Annotated in this window: 16 protein-coding genes; 4 read left to right on the forward strand and 12 right to left on the reverse strand. The window is 67.5% G+C overall.

Translation table 11 applies throughout. The features are described 5' to 3' along the window. Positions 1-76: 76 nt before the first annotated feature. Entirely contained in the window at positions 77-694 is a 618-nt protein-coding gene (locus ABZS64_RS05125) for a GNAT family N-acetyltransferase (protein WP_355823275.1), read from the forward strand. Between the two features lie 74 nt (positions 695-768). Here ABZS64_RS05125 and trxA read toward each other — a convergent pair whose 3' ends face one another. The 7 genes from trxA to ABZS64_RS05160 form a co-directional block, all read right to left on the reverse strand. Then, the gene (trxA, locus tag ABZS64_RS05130) at positions 769-1,101 is read right to left on the reverse strand and encodes a thioredoxin (protein ID WP_355823278.1); all 333 of its coding nucleotides are present in this window, start codon (positions 1,099-1,101) and stop codon (positions 769-771) included. 51 nt (positions 1,102-1,152) lie between these two features. After that, positions 1,153-2,127, reverse strand: coding sequence for a thioredoxin-disulfide reductase (gene trxB, locus ABZS64_RS05135; protein ID WP_355823281.1), 975 nt, complete (start codon positions 2,125-2,127; stop codon positions 1,153-1,155). A gap of 126 nt (positions 2,128-2,253) precedes the next feature. Further along, positions 2,254-3,156, reverse strand: coding sequence for a zf-HC2 domain-containing protein (locus ABZS64_RS05140; RefSeq protein ID WP_355823284.1), 903 nt, complete (start codon positions 3,154-3,156; stop codon positions 2,254-2,256). Continuing rightward, positions 3,153-3,857 carry an RNA polymerase sigma factor SigM gene (gene sigM, locus ABZS64_RS05145; protein WP_355823287.1) on the reverse strand — a complete coding sequence of 235 codons (705 nt, stop codon included), beginning with the start codon at positions 3,855-3,857 and terminating at the stop codon, positions 3,153-3,155. The genes ABZS64_RS05140 and sigM overlap by 4 nt, the downstream gene beginning before the upstream one ends. A gap of 24 nt (positions 3,858-3,881) precedes the next feature. Continuing rightward, positions 3,882-5,582 carry a protein kinase family protein gene (locus ABZS64_RS05150; protein ID WP_355823290.1) on the reverse strand — a complete coding sequence of 567 codons (1,701 nt, stop codon included), beginning with the start codon at positions 5,580-5,582 and terminating at the stop codon, positions 3,882-3,884. A gap of 118 nt (positions 5,583-5,700) precedes the next feature. Continuing rightward, a complete protein-coding gene (gene murJ, locus ABZS64_RS05155) occupies positions 5,701-7,851 on the reverse strand; it encodes a murein biosynthesis integral membrane protein MurJ (RefSeq protein WP_355823292.1) in 2,151 nt (716 codons plus the stop codon). A 54-nt stretch (positions 7,852-7,905) separates the two neighbouring features. Then, positions 7,906-10,302, reverse strand: coding sequence for a DUF6049 family protein (locus ABZS64_RS05160; RefSeq protein ID WP_355823294.1), 2,397 nt, complete (start codon positions 10,300-10,302; stop codon positions 7,906-7,908). A gap of 180 nt (positions 10,303-10,482) precedes the next feature. Here ABZS64_RS05160 and ABZS64_RS05165 point away from each other — a divergent pair, with 180 nt between their 5' ends. Next, positions 10,483-11,925 carry a CCA tRNA nucleotidyltransferase gene (locus ABZS64_RS05165; protein ID WP_355823296.1) on the forward strand — a complete coding sequence of 481 codons (1,443 nt, stop codon included), beginning with the start codon at positions 10,483-10,485 and terminating at the stop codon, positions 11,923-11,925. 122 nt (positions 11,926-12,047) lie between these two features. Here ABZS64_RS05165 and ABZS64_RS05170 read toward each other — a convergent pair whose 3' ends face one another. The 4 genes from ABZS64_RS05170 to ABZS64_RS05185 form a co-directional block, all read right to left on the reverse strand. Beyond that, complete coding sequence (locus ABZS64_RS05170; RefSeq protein WP_355823298.1) at positions 12,048-12,695, reverse strand: hypothetical protein; 648 nt, start codon at positions 12,693-12,695, stop codon at positions 12,048-12,050. Then, complete coding sequence (locus tag ABZS64_RS05175; protein ID WP_355823301.1) at positions 12,668-13,936, reverse strand: MFS transporter; 1,269 nt, start codon at positions 13,934-13,936, stop codon at positions 12,668-12,670. The genes ABZS64_RS05170 and ABZS64_RS05175 overlap by 28 nt, the downstream gene beginning before the upstream one ends. A 76-nt stretch (positions 13,937-14,012) precedes the next feature. After that, positions 14,013-15,095 carry an inositol-3-phosphate synthase gene (locus ABZS64_RS05180; RefSeq protein ID WP_355823304.1) on the reverse strand — a complete coding sequence of 361 codons (1,083 nt, stop codon included), beginning with the start codon at positions 15,093-15,095 and terminating at the stop codon, positions 14,013-14,015. Between the two features lie 59 nt (positions 15,096-15,154). After that, positions 15,155-15,871: a helix-turn-helix transcriptional regulator gene (locus ABZS64_RS05185; RefSeq protein ID WP_355823307.1), complete on the reverse strand. Its 717-nt coding sequence runs from the start codon at positions 15,869-15,871 to the stop codon at positions 15,155-15,157. Positions 15,872-16,242: 371 nt separating this feature from the next. On the opposite strand from ABZS64_RS05185, the gene ABZS64_RS05190 reads away from it, so the two are divergent. Next, positions 16,243-18,918 (forward strand): transglycosylase domain-containing protein, encoded by a 2,676-nt coding sequence (locus ABZS64_RS05190; RefSeq protein WP_355823309.1) that lies wholly within the window; start codon positions 16,243-16,245, stop codon positions 18,916-18,918. 120 nt (positions 18,919-19,038) lie between these two features. Then, entirely contained in the window at positions 19,039-20,553 is a 1,515-nt protein-coding gene (locus tag ABZS64_RS05195; RefSeq protein WP_355823312.1) for a glycosyltransferase 87 family protein, read from the forward strand. 72 nt (positions 20,554-20,625) lie between these two features. Here the strand turns inward: ABZS64_RS05195 and ABZS64_RS05200 are convergent, their stop codons facing one another. Continuing rightward, positions 20,626-21,657 (reverse strand): alanine racemase, encoded by a 1,032-nt coding sequence (locus ABZS64_RS05200; RefSeq protein ID WP_355823314.1) that lies wholly within the window; start codon positions 21,655-21,657, stop codon positions 20,626-20,628. Between the last annotated feature and the right edge of the window lie 64 nt (positions 21,658-21,721).

Genomic DNA, 21,721 nt, shown 5'->3' on the forward strand with positions numbered 1-21,721 from the left:
GCGGCCTGCTCCAGGAGCGGAGCGCGCTGGCAGCCGCTCGTAGCGCGGCGGGTGAAGGAAGCGAGGGACAGCCTTCATGGGGCGTCGGCTTGTACCGCTCACGCTGGACAACCTTTCGGACCTTCCCAAGCGTTGTCGTGCGTGCGTCTTCTGGGAGCTTGATCCGGTCAGTGGGGAAGCCGCGGTAAGAGCGGGAACACCTCAGCTGGAGAAAGAGGCCTGGATCTCGGCGGTGCTGCTGGAGTGGGGTTCCTGCGGCCGAGTCGTTTATGTCGACGAGGTCCCGGTCGGCTTCGTGCTGTACGCGCCTCCGGCCTATGTACCTCGTTCCACGGCCTTCCCCACGAGTCCTGTCTCGCCGGACGCCGTCCAGTTGATGACCGCCTGGATCAATCCTGGCTATCAGGGACAGGGGCTGGGCAGGGTCATCGTGCAGACGGTGGCCAAGGATCTGCTGCGGAGGGGGTTCCGCGCGATCGAGGCATTCGGCGATGCGCGCTGGAAGGAACCTGCCTGTGTGCTGCCCGCCGAGCATCTGCTGGCCGTGGGCTTCAAAACGGTGCGTCCGCATCCGACGTATCCCCGGCTGCGGCTGGAACTGCGGACGACGCTGTCCTGGAAGGAAGACGTGGAGCTGGCCCTGGACCGTCTGCTCGGAGCCGTGCAGAAGGAACCGGTACTGCGGCCCCTGTGAGGGCGAACACGAAAATGGGCTCATTCCCGTGAGGGATGAGCCCATTCATGTTTCACGTGAAACGGCGGCGCTGATTACTCGCCGATGAAGCCCTCGAGGTCGCGGACGATGGCGGCCTTCGGCTTGGCGCCGACGATGGTCTTGGCGACCTCGCCGTTCTGGTAGACGTTCAGCGTCGGGATGGACATGACGCCGTACTTGGCGGCGGTGGCCGGGTTCTCGTCGATGTTGAGCTTGACGATCTCGATCTTGTCGCCGTGCTCGGCCGCGATGGCTTCGAGGGAAGGCGCGATCTGGCGGCACGGTCCGCACCAGGCGGCCCAGAAGTCCACCAGCACGGGCTTGTCGCTCTTGAGGACTTCCTCTTCGAAGGTGTCGTCGGTCACGTTCTTCAGGGCGCCGGCCACGGCGGCCTCCTTACTACTTTGCGGGGTATGAGGGGGATGGGGTGCAGGGGGTCAGACCGCGGGGGTCTTCTCCGGTTCGGCGGCCTTCTCGCTGTCGGCGAGCGCCGCGAGGTAGCGCTCGGCGTCGAGAGCGGCGGAGCAGCCGGTGCCGGCGGCGGTGATGGCCTGGCGGTAGGTGTGGTCGACGACGTCACCCGCGGCGAAGACGCCAGTCAGGTTCGTGCGTGTCGACGGCGCATCCACCTTCAGGTAACCCTCGTCGTCCAGTTCCAGCTGGCCCTTGAAGAGCTCGGTGCGCGGGTCATGGCCAACGGCGATGAACAGCCCGGTGACAGGGAGCTCAGAGGTCTCGCTGGTCTTGGTGTTGCGCAGGGTCAGACCCGAGAGCTTCTGCTCGCCGTGGATCTCGGCGACCTCGCTGTTCCAGGCGAAGGAGATCTTCGGGTCGGCGAAGGCGCGGTCCTGCATGGCCTTGGAGGCACGCAGGGTGTCACGGCGGTGGACGATGGTGACGGACTTGGCGAACCGGGAGAGGAAGGTCGCCTCCTCCATCGCGGTGTCGCCGCCGCCGATCACGGCAATGTCCTGGTCCTTGAAGAAGAACCCGTCACAGGTCGCGCACCAGGAGACGCCGCGTCCGGAGAGCGCGTCCTCGTTCGGCAGGCCGAGCTTGCGGTGCTGGGAGCCGGTGGTGATGATGACGGCCTTGGCCCGGTGGACGGTGCCCGCAGTGTCGGTGACGGTCTTGATCTCGCCGTTGAGGTCGACGGAGACAACGTCGTCCGGGACAAGCTCGGCGCCGAAGCGCTCAGCCTGCGCACGCATGTTGTCCATCAGGTCCGGACCCATGATGCCGTCGCGGAAGCCGGGGAAGTTCTCCACCTCGGTCGTGTTCATCAGTGCACCGCCGGCGGTGACGGCTCCCTCGAAGACCAGCGGCTGCAGCGATGCGCGCGCGGTGTAGAGCGCCGCCGTGTAGCCGGCCGGCCCGGAGCCGATGATGATCACGTTACGGACGTCGCTCACGGGTTTCTTCCTCGTCTCTGCGGACTGCCTGCTGCCTACGGGGGCCGGGTCACTGACTCTCACCCCACCCAACGGATCCTACGGGGCTTGCATTCCCGGGACGCCCGCGCGGCGCCGTGGCGTGTGTCAGTGCAGAGGGTACGAGTTTGTGAGCAGGAGCTTCCCCGCAGAAGCGGGCGCCTTGTCGACGCAGGTCGCATCGATCACGTACGCCTGGACCCGCTGGCTGTCCGTGGAGTGGGGCAGCACGACAAGGTACGCGTCGTCGCCCTTGTACTCGCCCTGCTCGGCGGCGATGGGGGCATCGGTCCGGCCGGTGCCCTTCTGGACACAGGGCGGCACGCTCACAGCCGGCTTCTGCTTGGGCGAGAAGGTCTTGGACTGGCTTTCGGTCGACGGCCCCTTCTTTTCCAGCCGCGGCTCCGCCGAACCGGGGGCCTCGGTGAGCAGCGCCTGGACATGGCCCTTGAGGTCGGCGGCCGAGAACTCCTGGGAGGCGCCCGCCGCGGAGCTGACGCTCGCATCCTTCTTTGCGTCGGCGTCATTGACGCCGGTGGACTGCAGCGACTGGAGGAGCAGGACGCTCATGCCGACTGCGGCAGCCCCGAAGACGGCACCCAGGACGGCTTTGCGCCGCCGCCGTCCCTGACGGCTGCGGCCAGGACCGGTTGAAGCGCGCGCGTGTCCCGAGGGACGGTCTGCGGAAGTGGTCTCGGCCGACTGAGAGGCGGTCGCTGTTTCACGTGAAACATGCGGTGTCTCGTCGGGCGCGGTGGAGTTGAGTAGAGCTTCGGCGGCCAGAGCCGCGTCGATGCGGCCGGCGACGTCGGCCGGCATCCGATGAGCCCCCGGAAGAGTGCCGAGCAGACCGCGGATTTCCTCAAGAGACGCGCGTACGTCGGCACACAAGGGACAGCCGTCCAGATGCTCGCGCACGTCGGCCGTACGGGAGGGAGGGAGCAGACCCTCGGTGAGGTCGGAGATCTCCGAGACGTCCGGGTGCCGACTCGTGTCGGTCGTGGATGTCACGCGCGCCCACCTCCGCCCTTCACGGCTGCAGGGTCACTTGGCCCTGCGTCCCTTTGTCCCGACGCCGGTGGGACGGATGTCCCCGGCGTCCGGTTCCTTCCCAGGCTGAGCTCGGTGTTGTCCCCGCCATCACCGCGCAGATGAGTGAGCATCGGCAACAGTCGTGCCCGACCGCGAGCACACCGGCTTTTGACCGTTCCGGTCGGTACATCGAGGACACGGGCCGCCTCGGCGACGGGATAGCCCTGCATGTCCACCAGCACCAGTGCGGCCCGCTGATCGACGGGCAGCTTCGCCAGCGCCGCCAGGAGCTCGCGATGCAGATCCTGACGCTCTGCCGGGGCCTCGGCAGACTCATGAGGCTCGAGGAGCTGCTCCAGGCGCTCCGTGTCATCGACGGGGGAGGTCTTGCGGGAGGCCGCCTTGCGGGCTCGGTCAAGGCAGGCGTTCACGGTGATGCGATGAAGCCAGGTGGTGACGGCGGACTGGCCTCGGAACGTATGGGCGGCCCGGAAGGCTGACACCAGAGCGTCCTGGACGGCGTCCGCGGCCTCCTCACGGTCTCCCAGGGTGCGCAGGGCGACAGCCCAGAGCCTGTCGCGGTGGCGCCGTACGAGCTCACCGAAGGCATCCGGGTCCCCTGCGACGTGGCGGGCCAGAAGGTCCTGGTCGCTTGTGTCGCCGAGTGTCGCGTCTTCCAACGGTGAGCCCCCTCCCCTGGTGCGTCAGCTGGTGATCTTGATCTCCGAGACCTTGCCCCGGAAGTCGCCGTCGCCCGACGGCGGGAGCTCGGTCAGCCAGAGCAGAACGTATCGCGCCTGCACGGGCTTGCCGGGCTTGAGGGAGACATTCGTACCGGTTCCCGCCGAGACCTTTTTGAAGCCGTCGAGACTTGTGGGCTCTGACGCAGTATCCGCGGGCGCAGTTCGCAGTTCCACCGATGTGTTGCCACCGAGGAAGGACACATCCACGGTGCCGACCTGCTGGACCTTGCCCAGGTCCAGAACGATGCCGACGCCTGCCTTGAGATGCCCGAAGTCCCCGCTGCCTTTGTAACCGTCGGTGTTCCAGTACGTTGTCGGGTCGCCGTCGTAGCTCTTGCTTATCCCGTCAGGCTTCTCGGATTGGTCCCCCAGCGGGTCGAAGTCGCGGGCGCTGGAGATGCCGACCGGCTTACCCGACTTGTCGTCGGTGTTCTTCTCGCCGCCGTTCGTCTGCGAGGTGCCCGGATCGACCGGGTCCTTGTCGCGGTCGATCAGCTTGTCGGCGATCTGCCAGCTGCCGAGTCCCAGCGCGGCGATGAGCAGCGCGGCCACGGTCCACTTGAGGACCTTGCCCGTGCGGCTCTGCAGCGGTGGCGGCGGGGCAGCCACCGGCTGGGCTGCCGTGGGGCCGGGACGGGCCGCAGGACGGCCGTATGTGCCCTGCTGGTACGTCGTGCGCTGGTAGTCGGGCGGGGAGGTGAACGCGGGCTCCGGCGGGCGGATGCGGGGCATCGCCGCGACGGCCTTCGCCAGTTCGTCCGGTGTGGTGCAGGGAGGCTCCTGGCGGGAGGCGGTGGCGCCGTCGTTGACCAGGGCGCGCATGGCGAGCTCTGAGAGCCCGCGGTGGACGCCCGCCCGTACCTGGTCGGGAGCGATCAGCCCGACGCCCTTGGGGAGCCCGGAGAGGCCGTACGCGTCGTTCTCGTACGGCCACCGCTGAGTCAGCGCCGCGTAGAGAAGGGCGCCGATGGCTTCGGTGTCGGCGCGCTGAGGCCCGTCGGCGGTGATTCCGCGCAGGGCGGCATTCACCGCGAGCCCGCGGATCCGGTACTGCCCGGTCGAACTCCGCAGCACCGCGCCCGGGGTGAGCCTGAGGTGGGCCAGCCCCTCGCGGTGCGCCGCCGCCATGGCCTGGGAGAGCTGATCCACGAGCTGGTAGGCGTCGTGTGGATCCATGGGTCCCATGGCGAGCAGAGCGGTGAGCTCGGTCGCGTCCGGCAGCCACTCGTGGACGACATAGACGAGGTCGTTCTCCTCGACGGCGTCCAGGACCTGTACGAAACGAGGGTCGCCGAGAAGCGCCGAGGAGCGGGCCGCCGCGAGTACGGAGCGGGCCCGCGGGTGGTCTGCAGGGAGCAGATGTACGCCAACGGCGCGGCGCAGTTTCTCGTCGACCGCACGCCAGCTGCTGAAACCGTCCAGACGGGTGACGCACTCCTCGAGCCGGTAGCGTCTGGCGAGCTTGTGACCACTGTGCAGTTCGGGCGTCGCGATGGTGGGTTCGGTGCCCTGCCGTTCGCTGCCCGTGTCCGGTGCGGTCTTCTCCGCCGTGTCCTGGGATTCCGCCGCCCCGTCGGTCGTGGCCTTGCCCGCTTGCGCGGTCAGCGGATCATCTCCGCCGTTGTCGGCCACGTCGACGGCAGCCGTGCTACGTTCCGCCACCGTCGTTCCTGCCTCCCCATCCGTTGCGCATATCCAACAGCCATGCCAATTGTGCCCACAGTCGGCCGCTATGCACGACACACGGCGGCCGACGATGGTTGTGCGGTACGGCGCGCTCCTAGCGTCCGAGGCGTCCGCGCACCATGCCGACCATGGCGTTCAGCTCGGCGATACGCATCCGCTTCGCAGCGACGAAGAAGACGCCGAGCAGCACGATTCCGCCGCCGACCAGCGCGGCGAGCGATCCGAGGGCCCCACTGCCGAGCCCCTTGAGGACGAAGAAGGCGACCGCTCCTCCGGCCGCCGCGGCCGGAACAGAAGCCATGCACAGGCGTGCGTACGTACGCATGACATGGGTGCCGTCCAGATCGCCGCCGAGGCGGTTCTTCAGCCTGCGCCAGGCGATGCCCACGCCGACGGCGTAGGCGAGACCGTACGAGGCACCCATGCCGACCACGGCCCACTGGGCCGGCAGAAGCACGTAACAGAGCGCGGAGGCCGCTGCGTTGACCGCGGCGACGATGACCGTGTTGTAGAAGGGCGTGCGCGTGTCTTCGTACGCGTAGAAGCCGCGCAGCACCACGTACTGCACGGAGTACGGGATGAGACCGAGGCCGAACGCCATGAGGATGAAGCCCATGCCCCGGGCGGCTTCGAGGCCGCTGGAGGAGAACAGCAGCGTGGACATCGGGACGCCGAGCGCCAGGAAGGCGAAGGCGACCGGGACGATCGCGACCGCGGAGTTGCGCAGCCCCTGGGAGATGTCGTCGCGTACGGCGCCCGGGTCGTTGTCGTGGGCGGCACGCGAGATACGGGGCAGGAGGGCGGCCATGACCGAGACGGTGATGATGGCCTGCGGCATGCCCCAGATCAGCTGTGCGTTGGTGTAGGCGATGAAGCCCGCGCCCTGCTTGCCGGAGGTCTCACCGGCAGCGGTGGCGAGCTGGGTGACGACCAGCACACCCGCCTGGTTGGCGAGGACGAACAGCACGGTCCACTTGGCCAGCTTGACGGTCTTGCCGAGGCCGTGGCCCTTCCAGTCGAAGCGCGGACGGAAGCGGAAGCCGGTCTCCCGCAGGTACGGGATCATCGCGAGCGCCTGGACGGCAAGTCCGAGGAGGGTGCCGATACCCAGCAGCCGGACACCCTCGGGCGGGATCGACTGGACACCCATGTGTGACTCGGCGGAGGTGCCGTACACCCAGATGAAGAGGCCGAACGTGGTGATCATGACGATGTTGTTCAGGACCGGGGTCCACATCATCGCGCCGAACTTGCCACGGGCGTTGAGGATTTGGCCCATGACCACGTGTACGCCCATGAAGAAGATCGTGGGCAGGCAGTAGCGGGCGAAGGTGACAGCGACGCTGTTGGCGGCCTCGTTGCTGGCGATCGTGTCCGACATCAGCTGGACCAGCAGCGGGGCCGCGAAGACCGCAACGGCGACGATCGCGGCGAGCGACACCATGACGAGGGTCAGCAGGCGGTTGGCGTAGGCCTCGCCGCCGTCCTCGTCGTTCTTCATCGCGCGCACCAGCTGCGGGACGAAGACGGAGTTGAGGCCGCCGCCGACTGTGAGGATGTAGATCATCGTCGGCAGGGTGTACGCGACGGTGAATGTGTCGCCGAGGAGAGCGGCACCGAGCGCGGCGGTGATCACCAGGCTGCGTACGAAACCGGTGAGGCGGGAGGCCAGCGTGCCTGCCGCCATCACCGCGCTGGACTTCAGCAGGCCCGAAGCCCGGCCGCCGGACTTCTTGGGCGCGGGTGCCGCCGGGACCGGCTCAGGGTCCGGAATCGGCTGCCCCGACGTCTGCTGGTCCCGGAAGAGGTGAGCGAAGGCGTCGGGCTCGGGCTCCTGTTCGCCGGCCCGGGTGACCAGGTCGTCGACGCCGGTGAACTGGGTGGTCCTGGCGTCGTCCCCGTAGGGCAGATGACGGGAGGGACCGGCGGGCTCGGGCGGAGGCGTCTGCGCCCAGATACGAGGGTCCGGGGCGTGCTGGGGGCTCGGCGGCTGCTGGTAGAGCGGCTGGGGCTCCTGGTAGGTGCCGGGGGGCGGCGGAGGGTGCGAGGCGCGGTCGTAGAGGGCCTCGGCCACCGGGTCCTGGGCGGACAGGTCCTGCGCCCGGTACGGATCGGGGGCGTAGGCGTCCTGGACATACGGGTCCTGTGAATACGGGTCCGGGGCGGGCTGGGGCGGCGGAGAACCCTGGGCTGCCGGGTCTGCGCCCGCGCCCTGACCGCGATCACCGTCGTACGGCGCGTTCATTGCTACCCCACCTCATCGTCCCCGGCCGACCGGCCACGACATCGCTCAACGGTCTCAACGGTCCACTTTCTCACCCGTGCCCGACGGGTCGCCGCTTTCGGGTCCGGTGTCCGGTGTCGGGTCACTCGCCTGCCCGGGATCGGCGCTCTCGATGTCACTGTCCGATCTCTGTGCGCCGTCCGTGTGCCCCGGGTCCTCCGGCACATCGGCCGACTCGGGGCTGTCCGCATCCTCCGAAGCGTCGGCCGACTCGGGGCTGTCAGCGTCTTCCGTGGCCGCCTGGCGGGCAGCCGAGCGCTTGCGCTGGCTGTACATCCTGACGCCTGCGAGGACGAGCAGCAGGACGCCACCCGCGATGACGAGCATCACCGTGGGAGTGACCTCGGAGACCTTCACCGTGAACATCATGGGGTCGCCGTACGGCTTGCCGTCCTCGGTGAAGAGTTGTGCCCTCATCTGCACCGGGCCGTTGGCGTTGGCCGACGCGGCGAACTTCACCGACTGGCTGTGGCCGCCCTCGACCTTGATCGGCTCTTCGGCGACACCCTTGTCGCCGTCGAGGTTGAGGCGAGTGGGGTTCTCCGACCTCAGCCGCAGCACGAGATGGTCGATCCCCTGGACCAGCCGGTTCTGCACGGTGACCGGGATCGTCGCGCTGCGCCCCGAGAGTGTGATGGCCGACTTCTCGATCAGCTGCACCTCGTCCGTGAGGCTCAGCAGATAGGCCTGCACCTGGTCGCGGTACAACTGGGCATCCACCCGGTTGCCCCGCCACGAGGTGGACATCTCCCGGTCGATCGCCCTGCCGAAGGGGGTCTCCACCCGGTCCTGCGCGGTGAGGATGACCTTGAAGTTGTCGAGGGTGTTCTGCGTGGCCCTGATGTCCTGGAAGGCCTGGACCGGCAGCTCGTGCTTGCGCAGCCGGTCGGGGTAGCGGGACGTCGCGGGCACCTTGGTCGTGGCGTCGGCGTCGGGAGCGGCGCCAGCCGCCGCGATCAGGTCGAGCGGCTGCGTCCAGCGCTGAGCGTCGAGTGCCTGGAGCGCACGCGCCATGGACTGCGCCTGGGACGCGGTCGGACGGCGCTGTGGGGCGACGACGATGCTCCGCTGCTTGTCCGGGTCCTGGAGGGTCAGCGCCAGCGTCTGGGCGAGGAACTCCTGGACCGCGAGCGTGGAGTTCCCGGTCTTGATCATGTCGCCCTGGAAGGCAGTGGAGAGCCGGGTGTCGGCGACCACTGCCGTTGTTCCGCCGCCGATCGGGCGTGCGGCGGTGGGCGTGTACGACAGGTTGTCCTGCAGGCTGTCGCTACGGGCGATCACCTTGTGGGCGCCTGCCGAGGTCGCCACATCCACGATCGACGAGTCGATCGCGCCGTCCACGGGCCAGGCGAAGTCGGTGGACGGCTTCACATGGACGATGGTCTCGACGGTCGTCTCGGCGACTTCGGTGGCCGGCTGCAGATGGCTCAGTGATCCGGAGACGTTCTTGCCCCGATGTGCCAGCGACGCGAGATCCGGGTCGGCGAACGGCAGGGCGACGACCTTGCTGCCCTGGACCGCGGCCTCGACGGAGCTCAGCCATCGCTTGGCGACGGCCTGGTTCTTGCCCGCGACGGTGGTGTTCCCGCTCTTGACCCGGTAGCTCCTGGTCATCGCGTCGACCGTGGCGAGCAGGTCCGGGTCGATGACCCAGGTCACGGGCAGCTCGCTGCCGAGCGAGACGAGCTGTTCCAGCCGGCCGCCCGGGGCAAGCTCCTTGGCCAGCGTCTCGTCCTCGAAGACGGGCGTCTGCTGCTCGTCCGACCCGGTTTCCGAGGTGAGATGGGTCGAGGAGATGAGCGGCCAGAGATAGGTGAACTGGGTCTTCTTCTCGGTCGCGTCGGGCTGCCAGGGAAGGAAGGTCCGCCCCGCGCCCAGCACGTGCTCGAACTGTGCGTCCCGGGTCTGGCCCGAGAGGTACACGCCGAGCTGGTAGACACCGTCCTCGTCGAGGTGCAGCGCACTGACCGGGACAGTGAGCGTGAAGTCCCTGCTGATGCCGGAGACGAGCTGCGGAATCTTGATCGTGTACTTGGCGTCGACCTTCGAGGCATCGAAGTCCGCCGTGTTGCCGGTCCGCTCGGCGGCGCGGTCGACGGCGGTCCTGCCGGACAGCCTCGGCCCGACCCGTAGATCGATCTCGGCGTCGGTGACGGTCTGCTTGTCACGGTTGGTCGCCGTGCCGGAGATCGTGAGCGTGTCGCTCTTGCCTGGGGCAGTCGGCGTCAGAGTGTCGAGAGACACATCCACACCGCGCCCTGAGGCCCCCTCGGCGGCCTGTGCGGCCGGTGTGACGGGACCGCACAGCAGTCCGGCCACAAGCGGGGCGCCCAAGATCAGGGAGGCTGTGCGGCGCAGCCACCGGCGGGCAGGAGAAGGACTCATCCCCTGGAAGTCTGCCGCGTCGGCCACGCGCTCGCCCGTCCCTTGTCGTCTGCTGCCAGTGGTGGTTCTCGGTTCCTGCGTCCACGCATGGTAACGAGGTGCGCTGTGCCGAAGTGCCGCGGAGTGCCCCACAAGATCGGAAGGGACTTCCGGGGCCGCCATAAACGGGGGCGCTCCGGTCGGCCGGGGCACGTACCCTTTTCTGTTGTGCCGAACGCCAATGAAGACAACCCCACTGCACTGAGCCAGGTGCAACGCCGCGCGGTGAGCGAACTGCTGCGGGTTTCCCCTGTCGCCGACGACCTTGCCCGCCGCTTTCAGGAGGCCGGGTTCAGTCTTGCCCTGGTCGGCGGCTCGGTTCGGGATGCGCTGCTCGGCCGGCTCGGCAATGACCTGGACTTCACCACCGAAGCCCGCCCCGAGGACGTATTGAAGATCATCCGTCCATGGGCGGACACGGTCTGGGAGGTCGGGATCGCCTTCGGCACGGTGGGCTGCCAGAAGCAGGGCTACCAGATCGAGGTCACCACCTACCGCTCCGAGGCGTACGACAGGACTTCGCGCAAGCCCGAGGTGTCCTACGGCGACTCGATCGAGGAAGACCTCGTACGGCGCGATTTCACCGTGAACGCGATGGCCGTGGCGCTGCCGGAGAAGGAGTTCATCGACCCGCACGGAGGCCTGGAGGATCTCGCCGAGCGCGTCCTGAGGACCCCCGGTACGCCCGAGGAGTCTTTCTCCGACGATCCGCTGCGCATGATGCGGGCCGCCCGTTTCGCCGCGCAGCTCGACTTCGAGGTCGCGCCCGACGTCGTCACCGCGATGAAGGAGATGGCGGACCGCATCGAGATTGTCTCCGCCGAACGGGTGCGCGATGAGCTGAACAAGCTGATCCTCTCCGCCCACCCTCGCAAGGGGCTGGGCCTGCTCGTCGACTCCGGCCTGGCCGACCATGTGCTGCCCGAGCTGCCTGCGCTGCGGCTGGAGAGTGATGAGCACCACCGTCACAAGGATGTGTACGAGCACTCTCTGACCGTTCTGGATCAAGCCATTGATCTGGAGGAGAACGGGCCGGATCTGGTGCTGCGGCTGGCCGCGCTGCTCCATGACATCGGAAAGCCGCGCACCCGGCGCTTCGAGTCCGACGGTGGGGTCTCCTTCCATCACCACGAGGTGGTGGGCGCGAAGATGGCCAAGAAGCGGATGGCCGCCCTCAAGTACTCCAACGACATGGTCAAGGACGTCTCGCGACTTGTGGAACTGCATCTGCGGTTCCACGGCTACGGGACCGGAGAGTGGACCGACTCGGCGGTGCGGCGGTACGTACGCGACGCCGGCCCGCTGCTGGACCGGCTCCACAAGCTGACCCGCTCGGACTGCACCACGCGCAATAAGCGCAAAGCGAGTGCCCTGTCCCGGGCCTACGACGGGCTTGAGGAGCGCATCGCGCAGCTGAAGGAGCAGGAGGAGCTGGATGCGATCCGGCCCGATCTGGACGGCAACCAGATCCAGGAGATCTTGGGTGTTGGTCCCGGCCCGGTGATCGGCAAGGCGTACGCGTTCCTGCTGGAGTTGCGCCTGGAGAACGGACCGATGGAGCATGATGCGGCGGTCGCGGCCCTGAAGGAATGGTGGGCGACGCAGAGCTGAGTGCGGGCGCTGAGCGTGAAGCGGCGCCATGTTTCACGTGAAACATGGCGCCGGATCGATGAGCGATGGGGCGATGTTTCACGTGAAACATCGCCCCTCGGCGTATGCGGCTGCTTCCGCGACTACTTCTTGACCTTGTTCAGGCAGAGCACGAACTGCTTGCCCGAGCTGCGGCGGCCGCCGCGCGTCTGCTCGAAGTAGCCAACGTCGGACTTGCCCTCGCAGAGCTTTTGGTCGCTCGTGTTGGCGTGAACCTCGACCACCTTGTAATCGGCCTTCGCGCTGTCGCCGCAGTCCACGACCTCAAGGTCGGGAGTGATTTCGGAGCCGCTGTTGTGCATGCAGTCGCCGACCTTGGCCTTGTCGGCGTCGTCCTGGCTCGTGAAGTAGACGATCGCGAAGACTATGAGGGCGATGACAACGCCGATGATCTTCAGGATGTTCTTGATGCCGAGGCCACCACGTCCGGACGACGGCGGTGGGGGCGGCGGCGTGCCCCACTGCTGCTGCGGCGGGTACGGCTGCGTCTGCTGCTGGGGGTACCCGTATCCCGGCTGAGGCTGCTGCGGGTGGGGCTGCTGCTGCGGGTATCCGTAGCCGGGCTGCGGCGGGTACGGCTGCTGAGGCTGCTGCTGTGCGTACGGGTCAGGATGTCCGTAGGCGCCTGGGCCCTGCTGCGGCGGATAGGTCGTGCGGGAGTCCCCCGATTGGCGTGTGCGATCGATCGTTTGACGCGCGCACGCTATATCACCGCGCCAACACGGCTCCAACGGGCCATGGTTACTGCCACGGCCGCGTAGATCACCGCCACGACGACCACCAGCTGAACCGACCGGCCGTCAGGAGGCAGCATCAGCGCGGCGATCGCTGCAGCACTCACAAAGGCGACGTTGAACAGCACGTCGTAGAGGGAGAAGACCCTGCCGCGGTAGGCGTCGTCCACCGACATTTGGATCACCGTGTCAGTGGCGATCTTTGCGCCCTGGGTGATCAGCCCCAGGATGAACGCGGCGACCAGTATCGGCGCGGGCTCGAAGGGAAGCCCCAGGGCCGGTTCGAGGACGGCTGCCACTCCCGCGCACGCCACCACCCAGCCGAACTGGCCGAGTCGGCTGACGGCATACGGAGTCACCACGGCCGCAGCGAAGAACCCTGCCCCCGAGATGAGGATGGCCAGACCGAGCAGGGCCAGGCCGTCGGACTCCTTCTCGTACCAGGCGTACCGGCACAGCATCAGCACCATCACGGTCAGGGCGCCGTAGCAGAAGCGCATCAGGGTCATCGCGACCAGCACACGGGCGGCGGCGCGGCGCTCGGCCAGATGCCGCAGCCCGCCCACCAGGCCCCGCGCCGTGAACGCCAGCGCGGCAGTCAGCCGGGGCCGGACCGACTGCTGGTCGGGGCCGAGCAGTTCGCGTGCCATCCGCAGCGAGGCAAGCGCGGAAAGGAGATAGAGCACAGCGCCGACCATCACCACTGCTGCGTCGGAGTCCTCGGACAGCAGGCGTACCGCGAAGGCGAGCCCGCCGCCCGCCGTCGCCGCGAGGGTGCCGGCTGTCGGTGAGAGGGAGTTGGCCATGACGAGCCGGTCCGCGTCGACGACCCGTGGCAGTGCGGCGGAGATGCCGGCCAGCACAAAGCGGTTGACGGCCGTGACGGACAGGGCCGAGGCGTAGAAGAGCCAGTCGGGTACGGAGAGCAGAATCAGCACCGCGGTGCCGCTCGCGAGGAGCGCCCGCAGGAGATTGCCGTAGAAGAAGACCTGCCTGCGCTGCCAGCGGTCCAGCAGGACGCCGGCAAAGGGACCGATCACGGAGTACGGCAGCAGCAGCACCGCCATGGCAGAGGCGATCGCGGTCGGTGAGGTCTGTTTCTCCGGGGAGAAGACCACATACGTGGCGAGCGCGACCTGATAGACGCCGTCGGCCGACTGGGAGAGCAGGCGGACCGCCAGTAGCCGGCGAAAGTTGGTCAGGCGCAGGAGTACGCGCAGATCACGTACGACAGGCATGCGATCAAGCGTCACATACGCCGAGGGTCCCCGGGCGGATAACCCGGGGACCCTCGGCAGACGATCAGCTGAACGCTTAGCGCTCGACCTCGCCCTTGATGAACTTCTCGACGTTCTCCAGAGCCTCGTCGTCGAAGTACTGCACCGGCGGGGACTTCATGAAGTACGAGGACGCGGAGAGGATCGGGCCGCCGATGCCGCGGTCCTTGGCGATCTTCGCGGCGCGCAGGGCGTCGATGATGACACCCGCGGAGTTCGGGGAGTCCCACACCTCGAGCTTGTACTCAAGGCTCAGCGGGACATCGCCGAAGGCGCGGCCCTCGAGGCGCACGTACGCCCACTTGCGGTCGTCGAGCCAGGCCACGTAGTCCGACGGGCCGATGTGGACGTTGTCGGCACCCATGTCACGGTCGCGGATCTGCGAGGTGACGGACTGCGTCTTGGAGATCTTCTTGGACTCCAGGCGGTCACGCTCGAGCATGTTCTTGAAGTCCATGTTGCCGCCGACGTTCAGCTGCATGGTGCGCTCGAGGCGGACACCGCGGTCCTCGAAGAGCTTCGCCATCACACGGTGGGTGATCGTGGCGCCGACCTGGGACTTGATGTCGTCGCCGACGATCGGGACGCCCGCCTCGGTGAACTTGTCCGCCCACTCCTTGGTGCCGGCGATGAAGACCGGGAGAGCGTTGACGAAGGCGACCTTGGCATCGATGGCGCACTGCGCGTAGTACTTGGCAGCGTCCTCGGAACCGACGGGCAGGTAGCAGATCAGAACGTCGACCTGCTTGTCCTTGAGGGTCTGGACGATGTCGACCGGGGCCTCGGCGGACTCCTCGATGGTCTGGCGGTAGTACTTGCCCAGGCCGTCCAGGGTGTGGCCGCGCTGAACGGTCACGCCGGAGTTCGGCACGTCGCAGATCTTGATGGTGTTGTTCTCGCTGGCGCCGATGGCGTCCGCAAGGTCGAGGCCGACCTTCTTGGCGTCCACGTCGAAGGCGGCCACGAACTCGATGTCAGAGATGTGGTAGTCGCCGAACTGGACGTGCATCAGACCCGGCACCTTGGCGGTGGGGTCGGCGTCCTTGTAGTACTCGACGCCCTGCACCAGCGAGGCGGCGCAGTTGCCCACGCCGACGATGGCTACGCGAACCGAACCCATTCCGGTTGCTCCCTGTGTGATCTCGGTATTCCGGATGAAACCCTGCGGATCGCAGAGCCTCACTTGGCGGTGTCGTCGGACGGATCCGGCGGGGTGGAGCTTCCGGGGGATGTGCCCCCGGAGGACTCGGCACCCCTGTGCCGGGGCAGGCCGCCCGTCTCTCCAGATGTGTTGTCCTGCTGAGCGGAGCTTTCGGAGTCGGGCTGTCGCTGATCCCGTCCCGCCCGCTCGCTCTCAATGAGCTCGTTCAGCCAGCGCACTTCGCGCTCCACGGATTCCATGCCGTGTCGCTGCAGCTCAAGCGTGTAGTCGTCGAGGCGCTCGCGGGTGCGGGCCAGGGAGGCGCGCATCTTCTCCAGGCGCTCCTCCAGCCGGCTGCGACGACCCTCCAGCACTCGCATCCGCACCTCGCGCTCCGTCTGCCCGAAGAAGGCGAAACGAGCCGCGAAGTGCTCGTCCTCCCAGGTGTCCGGGCCGGTGTGCGAGAGCAGCTCCTCGAAGTGTTCCTTACCTTCCGCCGTCAACCGGTAGACGATCTTGGCGCGGCGCCCTGCGAGTGATGCGGCGAGCGCGTCTTCGGGAGCGCTTCCCGGCTCCTCGATCAACCAGCCGTTGGTAACCAGCGTCTTGAGGCAGGGGTAGAGAGTTCCGTAACTGAAGGCCCGGAAGATTCCCAGCGAGGTATTGAGCCGTTTCCGCAGCTCATACCCGTGCATCGGGGCCTCACGGAGCAGACCGAGCACGGCGAACTCGAGGATGCCGGAGCGCCTGCTCATCGTCGCCTCCCTCGCCGTCCAGGTCGCTTATGTCGTGCTGATGTATCGACTCGATACATCAGCACGATAGAACGACGTGGCTGCTGCGACAAGAGGGGCCATGGTGAACGGCGTCACATCGTCAACTCAATCCTCGATTCATAGGGAGCGAGTTGCCTGATTTGGGGTGAACTTCGACCCTAGGTGGGTTTTGACCGTGCGTAGTCTGTGCGCCATGCAGACCACCGGGAACCAAGTGACGCCTGAGGGCGTCATCGCCGTGGATGCACAGCGGATGAGTCCTTCGCGGGACTGGTCCGTATCCATTTCGGGGGGACCGGAACTCAACTGCCGCTTCCAGGCGTCTCGCCTGCCCGAGGAGTAGTCGTTCGATGAGCGAGCACCGTCGCAAACCGCCGCAGTCGCAGGGTGGCGGGCGTGCCGGAGCCAGGCGTGCTGCCCAGCAGCCCTCTGGCCGCCGCGCAGCCCCGTCCCGGGGTACCACCTCAGGATCACCCTCCGCTTCGTCCGGTGAGGAGCGTACGTACGGCGGCCGGGCCGAGGCCCGCCGCGCAGCCCAGCGCGGCGGCAGCCGCAGGCGCGTCGACGAGGGCGCGGGCGCCGGCCATGGAGGCCGGGGCGGCGGCCGTCGCGGAGGCGGCGGTGGCGGGGGCCATGAGGGTCCGGGCCGCGGTCGTGGCGGACGGCCGTCCAAGAAGCGCCTGATCGACTACCCGCGCCACAACAAGTACGGATGGCGACGGTGGGTGCCGTCGTGGAAGCTGGTCACCGGGCTCACCCTGGGCTTCGTCGGGAGCCTGATGGCCGCAGCGACCATCGCGTACGCGATGGTGCAGGTGCCGGACCCGGACTTGACGGCCAAGGCGCAGAACAACGTCTACTACTGGGAAGACGGCTCGCAGATGGCCGCCACTGGCGGTGAGATCAACCGGCAGATCATCCCGATAGACCAGATCCCCCTGAACATGCAGAACGCGGTGATCTCGGCCGAGAACAAGACATTCAAGACAGACTCCGGCATCGACCCGATGGGTATCGCCCGAGCCTTGAAGAACATGGCCACGGGCGGCCAGACCCAGGGTGGCTCCACGATCACCCAGCAGTACGTGAAGAACGCCATGCTCGGCGACCAGTCCCAGACCCTGACCCGGAAGTTCAAGGAGATGTTCATCTCCATAAGGGTCGGCGCGGACCTGGACAAGCAGGAAATCATGGCCGGCTATCTCAACACCTCGTACTACGGACGTGGTGCCTACGGCATTCAGGCCGCGGCCCGTACGTACTACGGAAAGAACGCCCAGGACCTCGACGCCGGACAGTGTGCATTCCTTGCCTCGCTCCTCAAGGGTGCGACCTACTTCGACCCGGCCGGTTCCGTTGACATCGACCCCACGGCGACGCCGGAGGCCAATACGGCCCGCGCCACTGAGCGCTGGAACTGGATCCTCGACGAGATGGTCAAGGACCGCCACCTTCCGCCTGCCGAGCGGGCCAAGGCCAAGGCGTTCCCGATGCCGAACAAGCCGACGAAGAACGCGCAGCTGGGTGGGCAGGTCGGTTATCTGGTGGACCTCGCCAAGTCGTACCTCCTCAACAACAACGACCAGAACATCGACGCCAACAAGCTCGCCCAGGGCGGCTACGAGATCCACACGACCTTCGACAAGAAGAAGGTCGACAAGCTCAAGGCCGCGGTCAAGAAGGTCCAGGACGCCAACATCAAGCCCAAGAAGCGCCCGGACACGGACACCCACGTCCAGTTCGGTGGTGCCTCGGTCGATCCCAAGACCGGAGCGATCGTCGCCATCTACGGCGGTGAGAATGCGACCAAGCACTTCACGAACAACGCCAACGAGACCGGTGCCCAGGTCGGATCGACGTTCAAGCCGTTCGTGCTGGCCGCAGCGATGCGGGATGGTGTGCGCGATCCCAAGCTCCCAGAGGAACAGGGCACGTCCGAGCGCCATATCGTCGACCCCGACAAGAGCAAGTACAACGGCAAGAACAAGCTGAAGATCAAGAAGTGGGACGGTTCCATCTGGCGCAACGAGAAGGGGCAGGAGTGGCTCCAGACCAACGACGGCGGCGAGTCGTTCGGGGACATCGACCTGCGTGAAGCCATGGTCCACTCCGCCAACGCGCCTTTCGTGCAGCTGGGCATGGACATCGGTATCCCGACGGTCAGGAAGTCGGCCACAGACGCGGGTCTGCTCGAGTCCAGCCTGAACAAGTCGAACGTCCCCTCCTTCTCGATCGGTATTTCCTCTCCGAGCGCGATCCGCATGGCCGGCGCCTACGCGACCTTCGCGGCGAACGGCAAGCAGAACGACCCGTTCTCGGTCACCGAGGTCAAGCGCGAGGGCAAGACGGTCTTCAAGCACGAGGTGAAGCCCAAGCAGCCCTTCACCACCGCTGTCGCGAGCAATGTGACCGACGTGCTCAGGTCCGTCGTCGACGACCCCGAGGGCACCGGTAAGAACGCCCGGCTCCCCGGCCGTCAGGTCGCAGGCAAGACCGGTACGACCGACGGAAACAAGTCGGCCTGGTTCGTGGGCTACACGCCGCAGCTCTCGACCGCGATCGACATGTACCGCCTCGACGACAACGAGAAGAACAAGAAGCGCAAGTTCCTCGAGATGTACGGCACTGGCGGCCAGGACAAGATCCACGGTGCGTCCTTCCCGTCCGAGATCTGGCAGACGTACATGTCGCAAGCGCTCAAGGGTGAGCCCGTCGAGACATTCCCCGAGCCGGAGCCCATCGACGGTGAGGCCGTCTGGGGCGGCGGCGCCTCCAGCCCGGCGCCGACACCGACCACCACGCCGTCCGGCACGCCGTCCTCGACGCCGTCGATCACGCCGTCGATCACGCCGTCCGGCACTCCCGACCCGAGCCAGTCCTGCAATCCGTGGCAGGACCCCACCTGCAGCACCACGGGTGGCAACGGCGGAGGTAACGGCGGACCCACCACCTCCCCGACGATCAGTCCGTCGACGACGCCACCAGGAGGCAACGGCAATGGGGGCTTCATCGGAGGCTCGGGGTAGCAGCCCCCGGACCAGCTCCAGCAATGCCAGGGCCGCCGCACCCGGAGCGCACAGCACCTTGTGCGCCCGGGGGCGGCGGCCCTCGCCGTATCCCCGACTCCGTACGGCAGGATGTGCAGCATGCCCAGCGCAGAAGAGACGAGCGTGTACCAGGACCGGACGCAGCGGCCGGACGTACCGCCCACGCGGCGGGACTCCGTCGCCGCGTCCGGCAGTGAGCTGATCGGCGGTCCGATCGGCCGCTTCGCCCTGCGCGGCAGCGCCGGCTGGTTCACGCCCGTACGCGTCGTCGCTTTGGTGGCCATCGGGATGTTTGCGCTGGGCATGGTGCAGAAGATGCCGTGTTACAACTGGGCCTGGTTCAGAGGCGCCAGTTCCCAGTACACGCACGCGTGCTACTCCGATATTCCGCACCTCTATGTGGGGCGCGGTTTCTCGGAAGGGCTCATTCCGTACTTCGACCGCCTGCCTGGCGACATGCAGTACCTCGAGTACCCCGTCCTGACGGGTCTGTTCATGCAGGTCGCCTCGTGGCTCGATCTCGCCGGCGGCTCCATCCAGAACCAGGAGCAGACCTACTGGATGGTCAATGCGGGCATGCTGATGATCTGCACTGCGGTCATCGCCGTCTGTGTGGCCCGCACACACCGCCACCGCCCCTGGGACGCCCTGCTGGTGGCTCTGGCACCCGCCTTCGCACTGACCGCCACCATCAACTGGGACCTGCTGGCAGTGGCGCTCACGGCCGCCGCGATGCTGATGTGGTCACGTGGCCGGGCACTGGCCTTCGGCATCCTCATCGGGCTGGCGACCGCCGCCAAGCTCTATCCCGTACTGCTGCTCGGACCGCTGCTGCTGCTGTGCTGGCGGGCCGGTAAGTGGCGGGAGTTCGCCACGGCGGCGCTCGGATCGGCAGGCGCCTGGCTGGTGGTGAACCTGCCGGTGATGCTGATGGCGCCCGAGGGGTGGAAGAAGTTCTACACCTTCAGCCAGGAGCGGCAGGTCGACTTCGGCTCGTTCTGGCTGATCATCACGCAGCGCACGGGCGAGCCGCTGGACGTCGACTCGGTGAACACCTACGCGACGCTGCTGATGCTCCTGGCGTGCGCGGGTATCGCGGCTCTCGCGCTCGCAGCGCCCAGGCGCCCACGTTTCGCGCAGCTCGTGTTCCTGGTCGTCGCCGCGTTCATCATCACCAACAAGGTCTACTCGCCGCAGTACGTACTGTGGCTGATTCCGCTCGCCGCGCTGGCCAGGCCGCGCTGGCGGGACTTCCTGATCTGGCAGGCCTGCGAGGTCATGTACTTCACGGGCATCTGGATGTACCTCGCGTACACCACCAGCCCCAAGCACCAGGGGCTGCCGCCCGAGGGTTACCAGGTGGCGATCGCCCTGCATCTGCTGGGGACGCTGTACCTGTGCGCGGTGGTCGTCCGGGACATCCTGATGCCGGAGCGGGACGGCGTACGGCAGGACGGATCGGACGACCCGTCGGGCGGTGTGCTCGACGGGGCCGAGGACGTGTTCGTGGTGGGAGCCGCGGCCCATCCGCCGCGGCATGCGGCGCACGCGGTGGAGGGGCCCAGGGTGGAGTGGGGTACGCCGTCCCAGGAGCCCGGAGAGGCCCGTCCGTAGGCCTGGCGTGGCCCCCTGGCGACCGGGGAGCCCCGGACCTGCCGGAGACCCCGGACGACGCTGTCGTACGGCCTAGCGGTCCACGAGGCGGTCGAACTGGGTTGTCGTATGGCGCAGATGAGCCACCAGCTCGTCGCCGACCTTGGGCTCCTGCGAGTCCGCCGGCACGAAGAGGATCGAGACCTGCATGTGCGGGGGCTCGGCGAACCAGCGCTGCTTGCCCGCCCAGACGAACGGCGAAAGGTTCCGGTTGACGGTCGCCAGACCCGCGCGGGCGACGCCCTTGGCGCGCGGCATCACACCGTGCAGCGCCTTCGGGGCCTCCAGGCCGACACCGTGGGACGTACCGCCCGCGACCACGACCAGCCAGCCGTCGGACGCGGCCTTCTGCTGGCGGTAGCCGAAACGGTCGCCCTTGGCGACGCGGGTGACGTCGAGGACCGCGCCGCGGTACTCCGTAGCGTCGTGGTCGCCGAGCCACAGCCGCGTACCGATGCGGGCGCGGAAGCGGGTCTGCGGGAACTGCCGCTGGAGACGGGCCAGTTCCTCGGCGCGCAGATGACTGACGAACATGGTGTGCAGCGGCAGCCGGGCCGCACGCAGCCGGTCCATCCAGCCGATGACCTCCTCGACCGCGTCGGAGCCGTCTGTACGGTCGAGGGGCAGGTGGAGGGCGAAGCCTTCGAGCCGTACGTCCTCGATGGCGGCGTGCAGCTGGCCCAGGTCCTGCTCGGCGACGCCGTGCCGCTTCATGGAGCTCATGCACTCGATGACCACCCGCGCGCCCACCAGCGCGTGCACACCGTCGACCGAGGAGACGGAGCGGATGACGCGATCGGGCAGCGGAACCGGCTCCTCGCCGCGGCGGAAGGGCGTGAGGACGAGGAGATCGCCGCTGAACCAGTCCTTGATCCGGGCCGCTTCGTACGTGGTGCCGACGGCCAGCATGTCGGAGCCGAAGCGGGATGCCTCCTCCGACAGCCGCTCGTGACCGAAGCCGTAGCCGTTGCCCTTGCAGACCGGTACGAGGCCGGGGAACTGGTCGATCACGGACTTCTGGTGCGCCCGCCAGCGCGCGGTGTCGACGTAGAGGGAGAGCGCCATGGCCGGCCCGGAACCTTTCTGGTGGCTGCGGTGTATCAGAGGTATGTACGAGATCTACGAGATT

It is taken from the genome of Streptomyces sp. NPDC005408 (assembly GCF_040606445.1).
Lineage (GTDB): Bacteria > Actinomycetota > Actinomycetes > Streptomycetales > Streptomycetaceae > Streptomyces.

Bases quoted from the DNA above. Each gene is read 5' to 3' on its own strand.
- ABZS64_RS05125 (WP_355823275.1), top strand. From the start codon at position 77: ATGGGGCGTCGGCTTGTACCGCTCACGCTGGACAACCTTTCGGACCTT.
- ABZS64_RS05175 (WP_355823301.1), bottom strand. From the start codon at position 13,936: ATGCCTGTCGTACGTGATCTGCGCGTACTCCTGCGCCTGACCAACTTT.
- ABZS64_RS05180 (WP_355823304.1), bottom strand. From the start codon at position 15,095: ATGGGTTCGGTTCGCGTAGCCATCGTCGGCGTGGGCAACTGCGCCGCC.
- ABZS64_RS05195 (WP_355823312.1), top strand. From the start codon at position 19,039: ATGCCCAGCGCAGAAGAGACGAGCGTGTACCAGGACCGGACGCAGCGG.
- murJ (WP_355823292.1), bottom strand. From the start codon at position 7,851: ATGAACGCGCCGTACGACGGTGATCGCGGTCAGGGCGCGGGCGCAGAC.
- ABZS64_RS05185 (WP_355823307.1), bottom strand. From the start codon at position 15,871: ATGAGCAGGCGCTCCGGCATCCTCGAGTTCGCCGTGCTCGGTCTGCTC.
- ABZS64_RS05200 (WP_355823314.1), bottom strand. From the start codon at position 21,657: ATGGCGCTCTCCCTCTACGTCGACACCGCGCGCTGGCGGGCGCACCAG.
- ABZS64_RS05190 (WP_355823309.1), top strand. From the start codon at position 16,243: ATGAGCGAGCACCGTCGCAAACCGCCGCAGTCGCAGGGTGGCGGGCGT.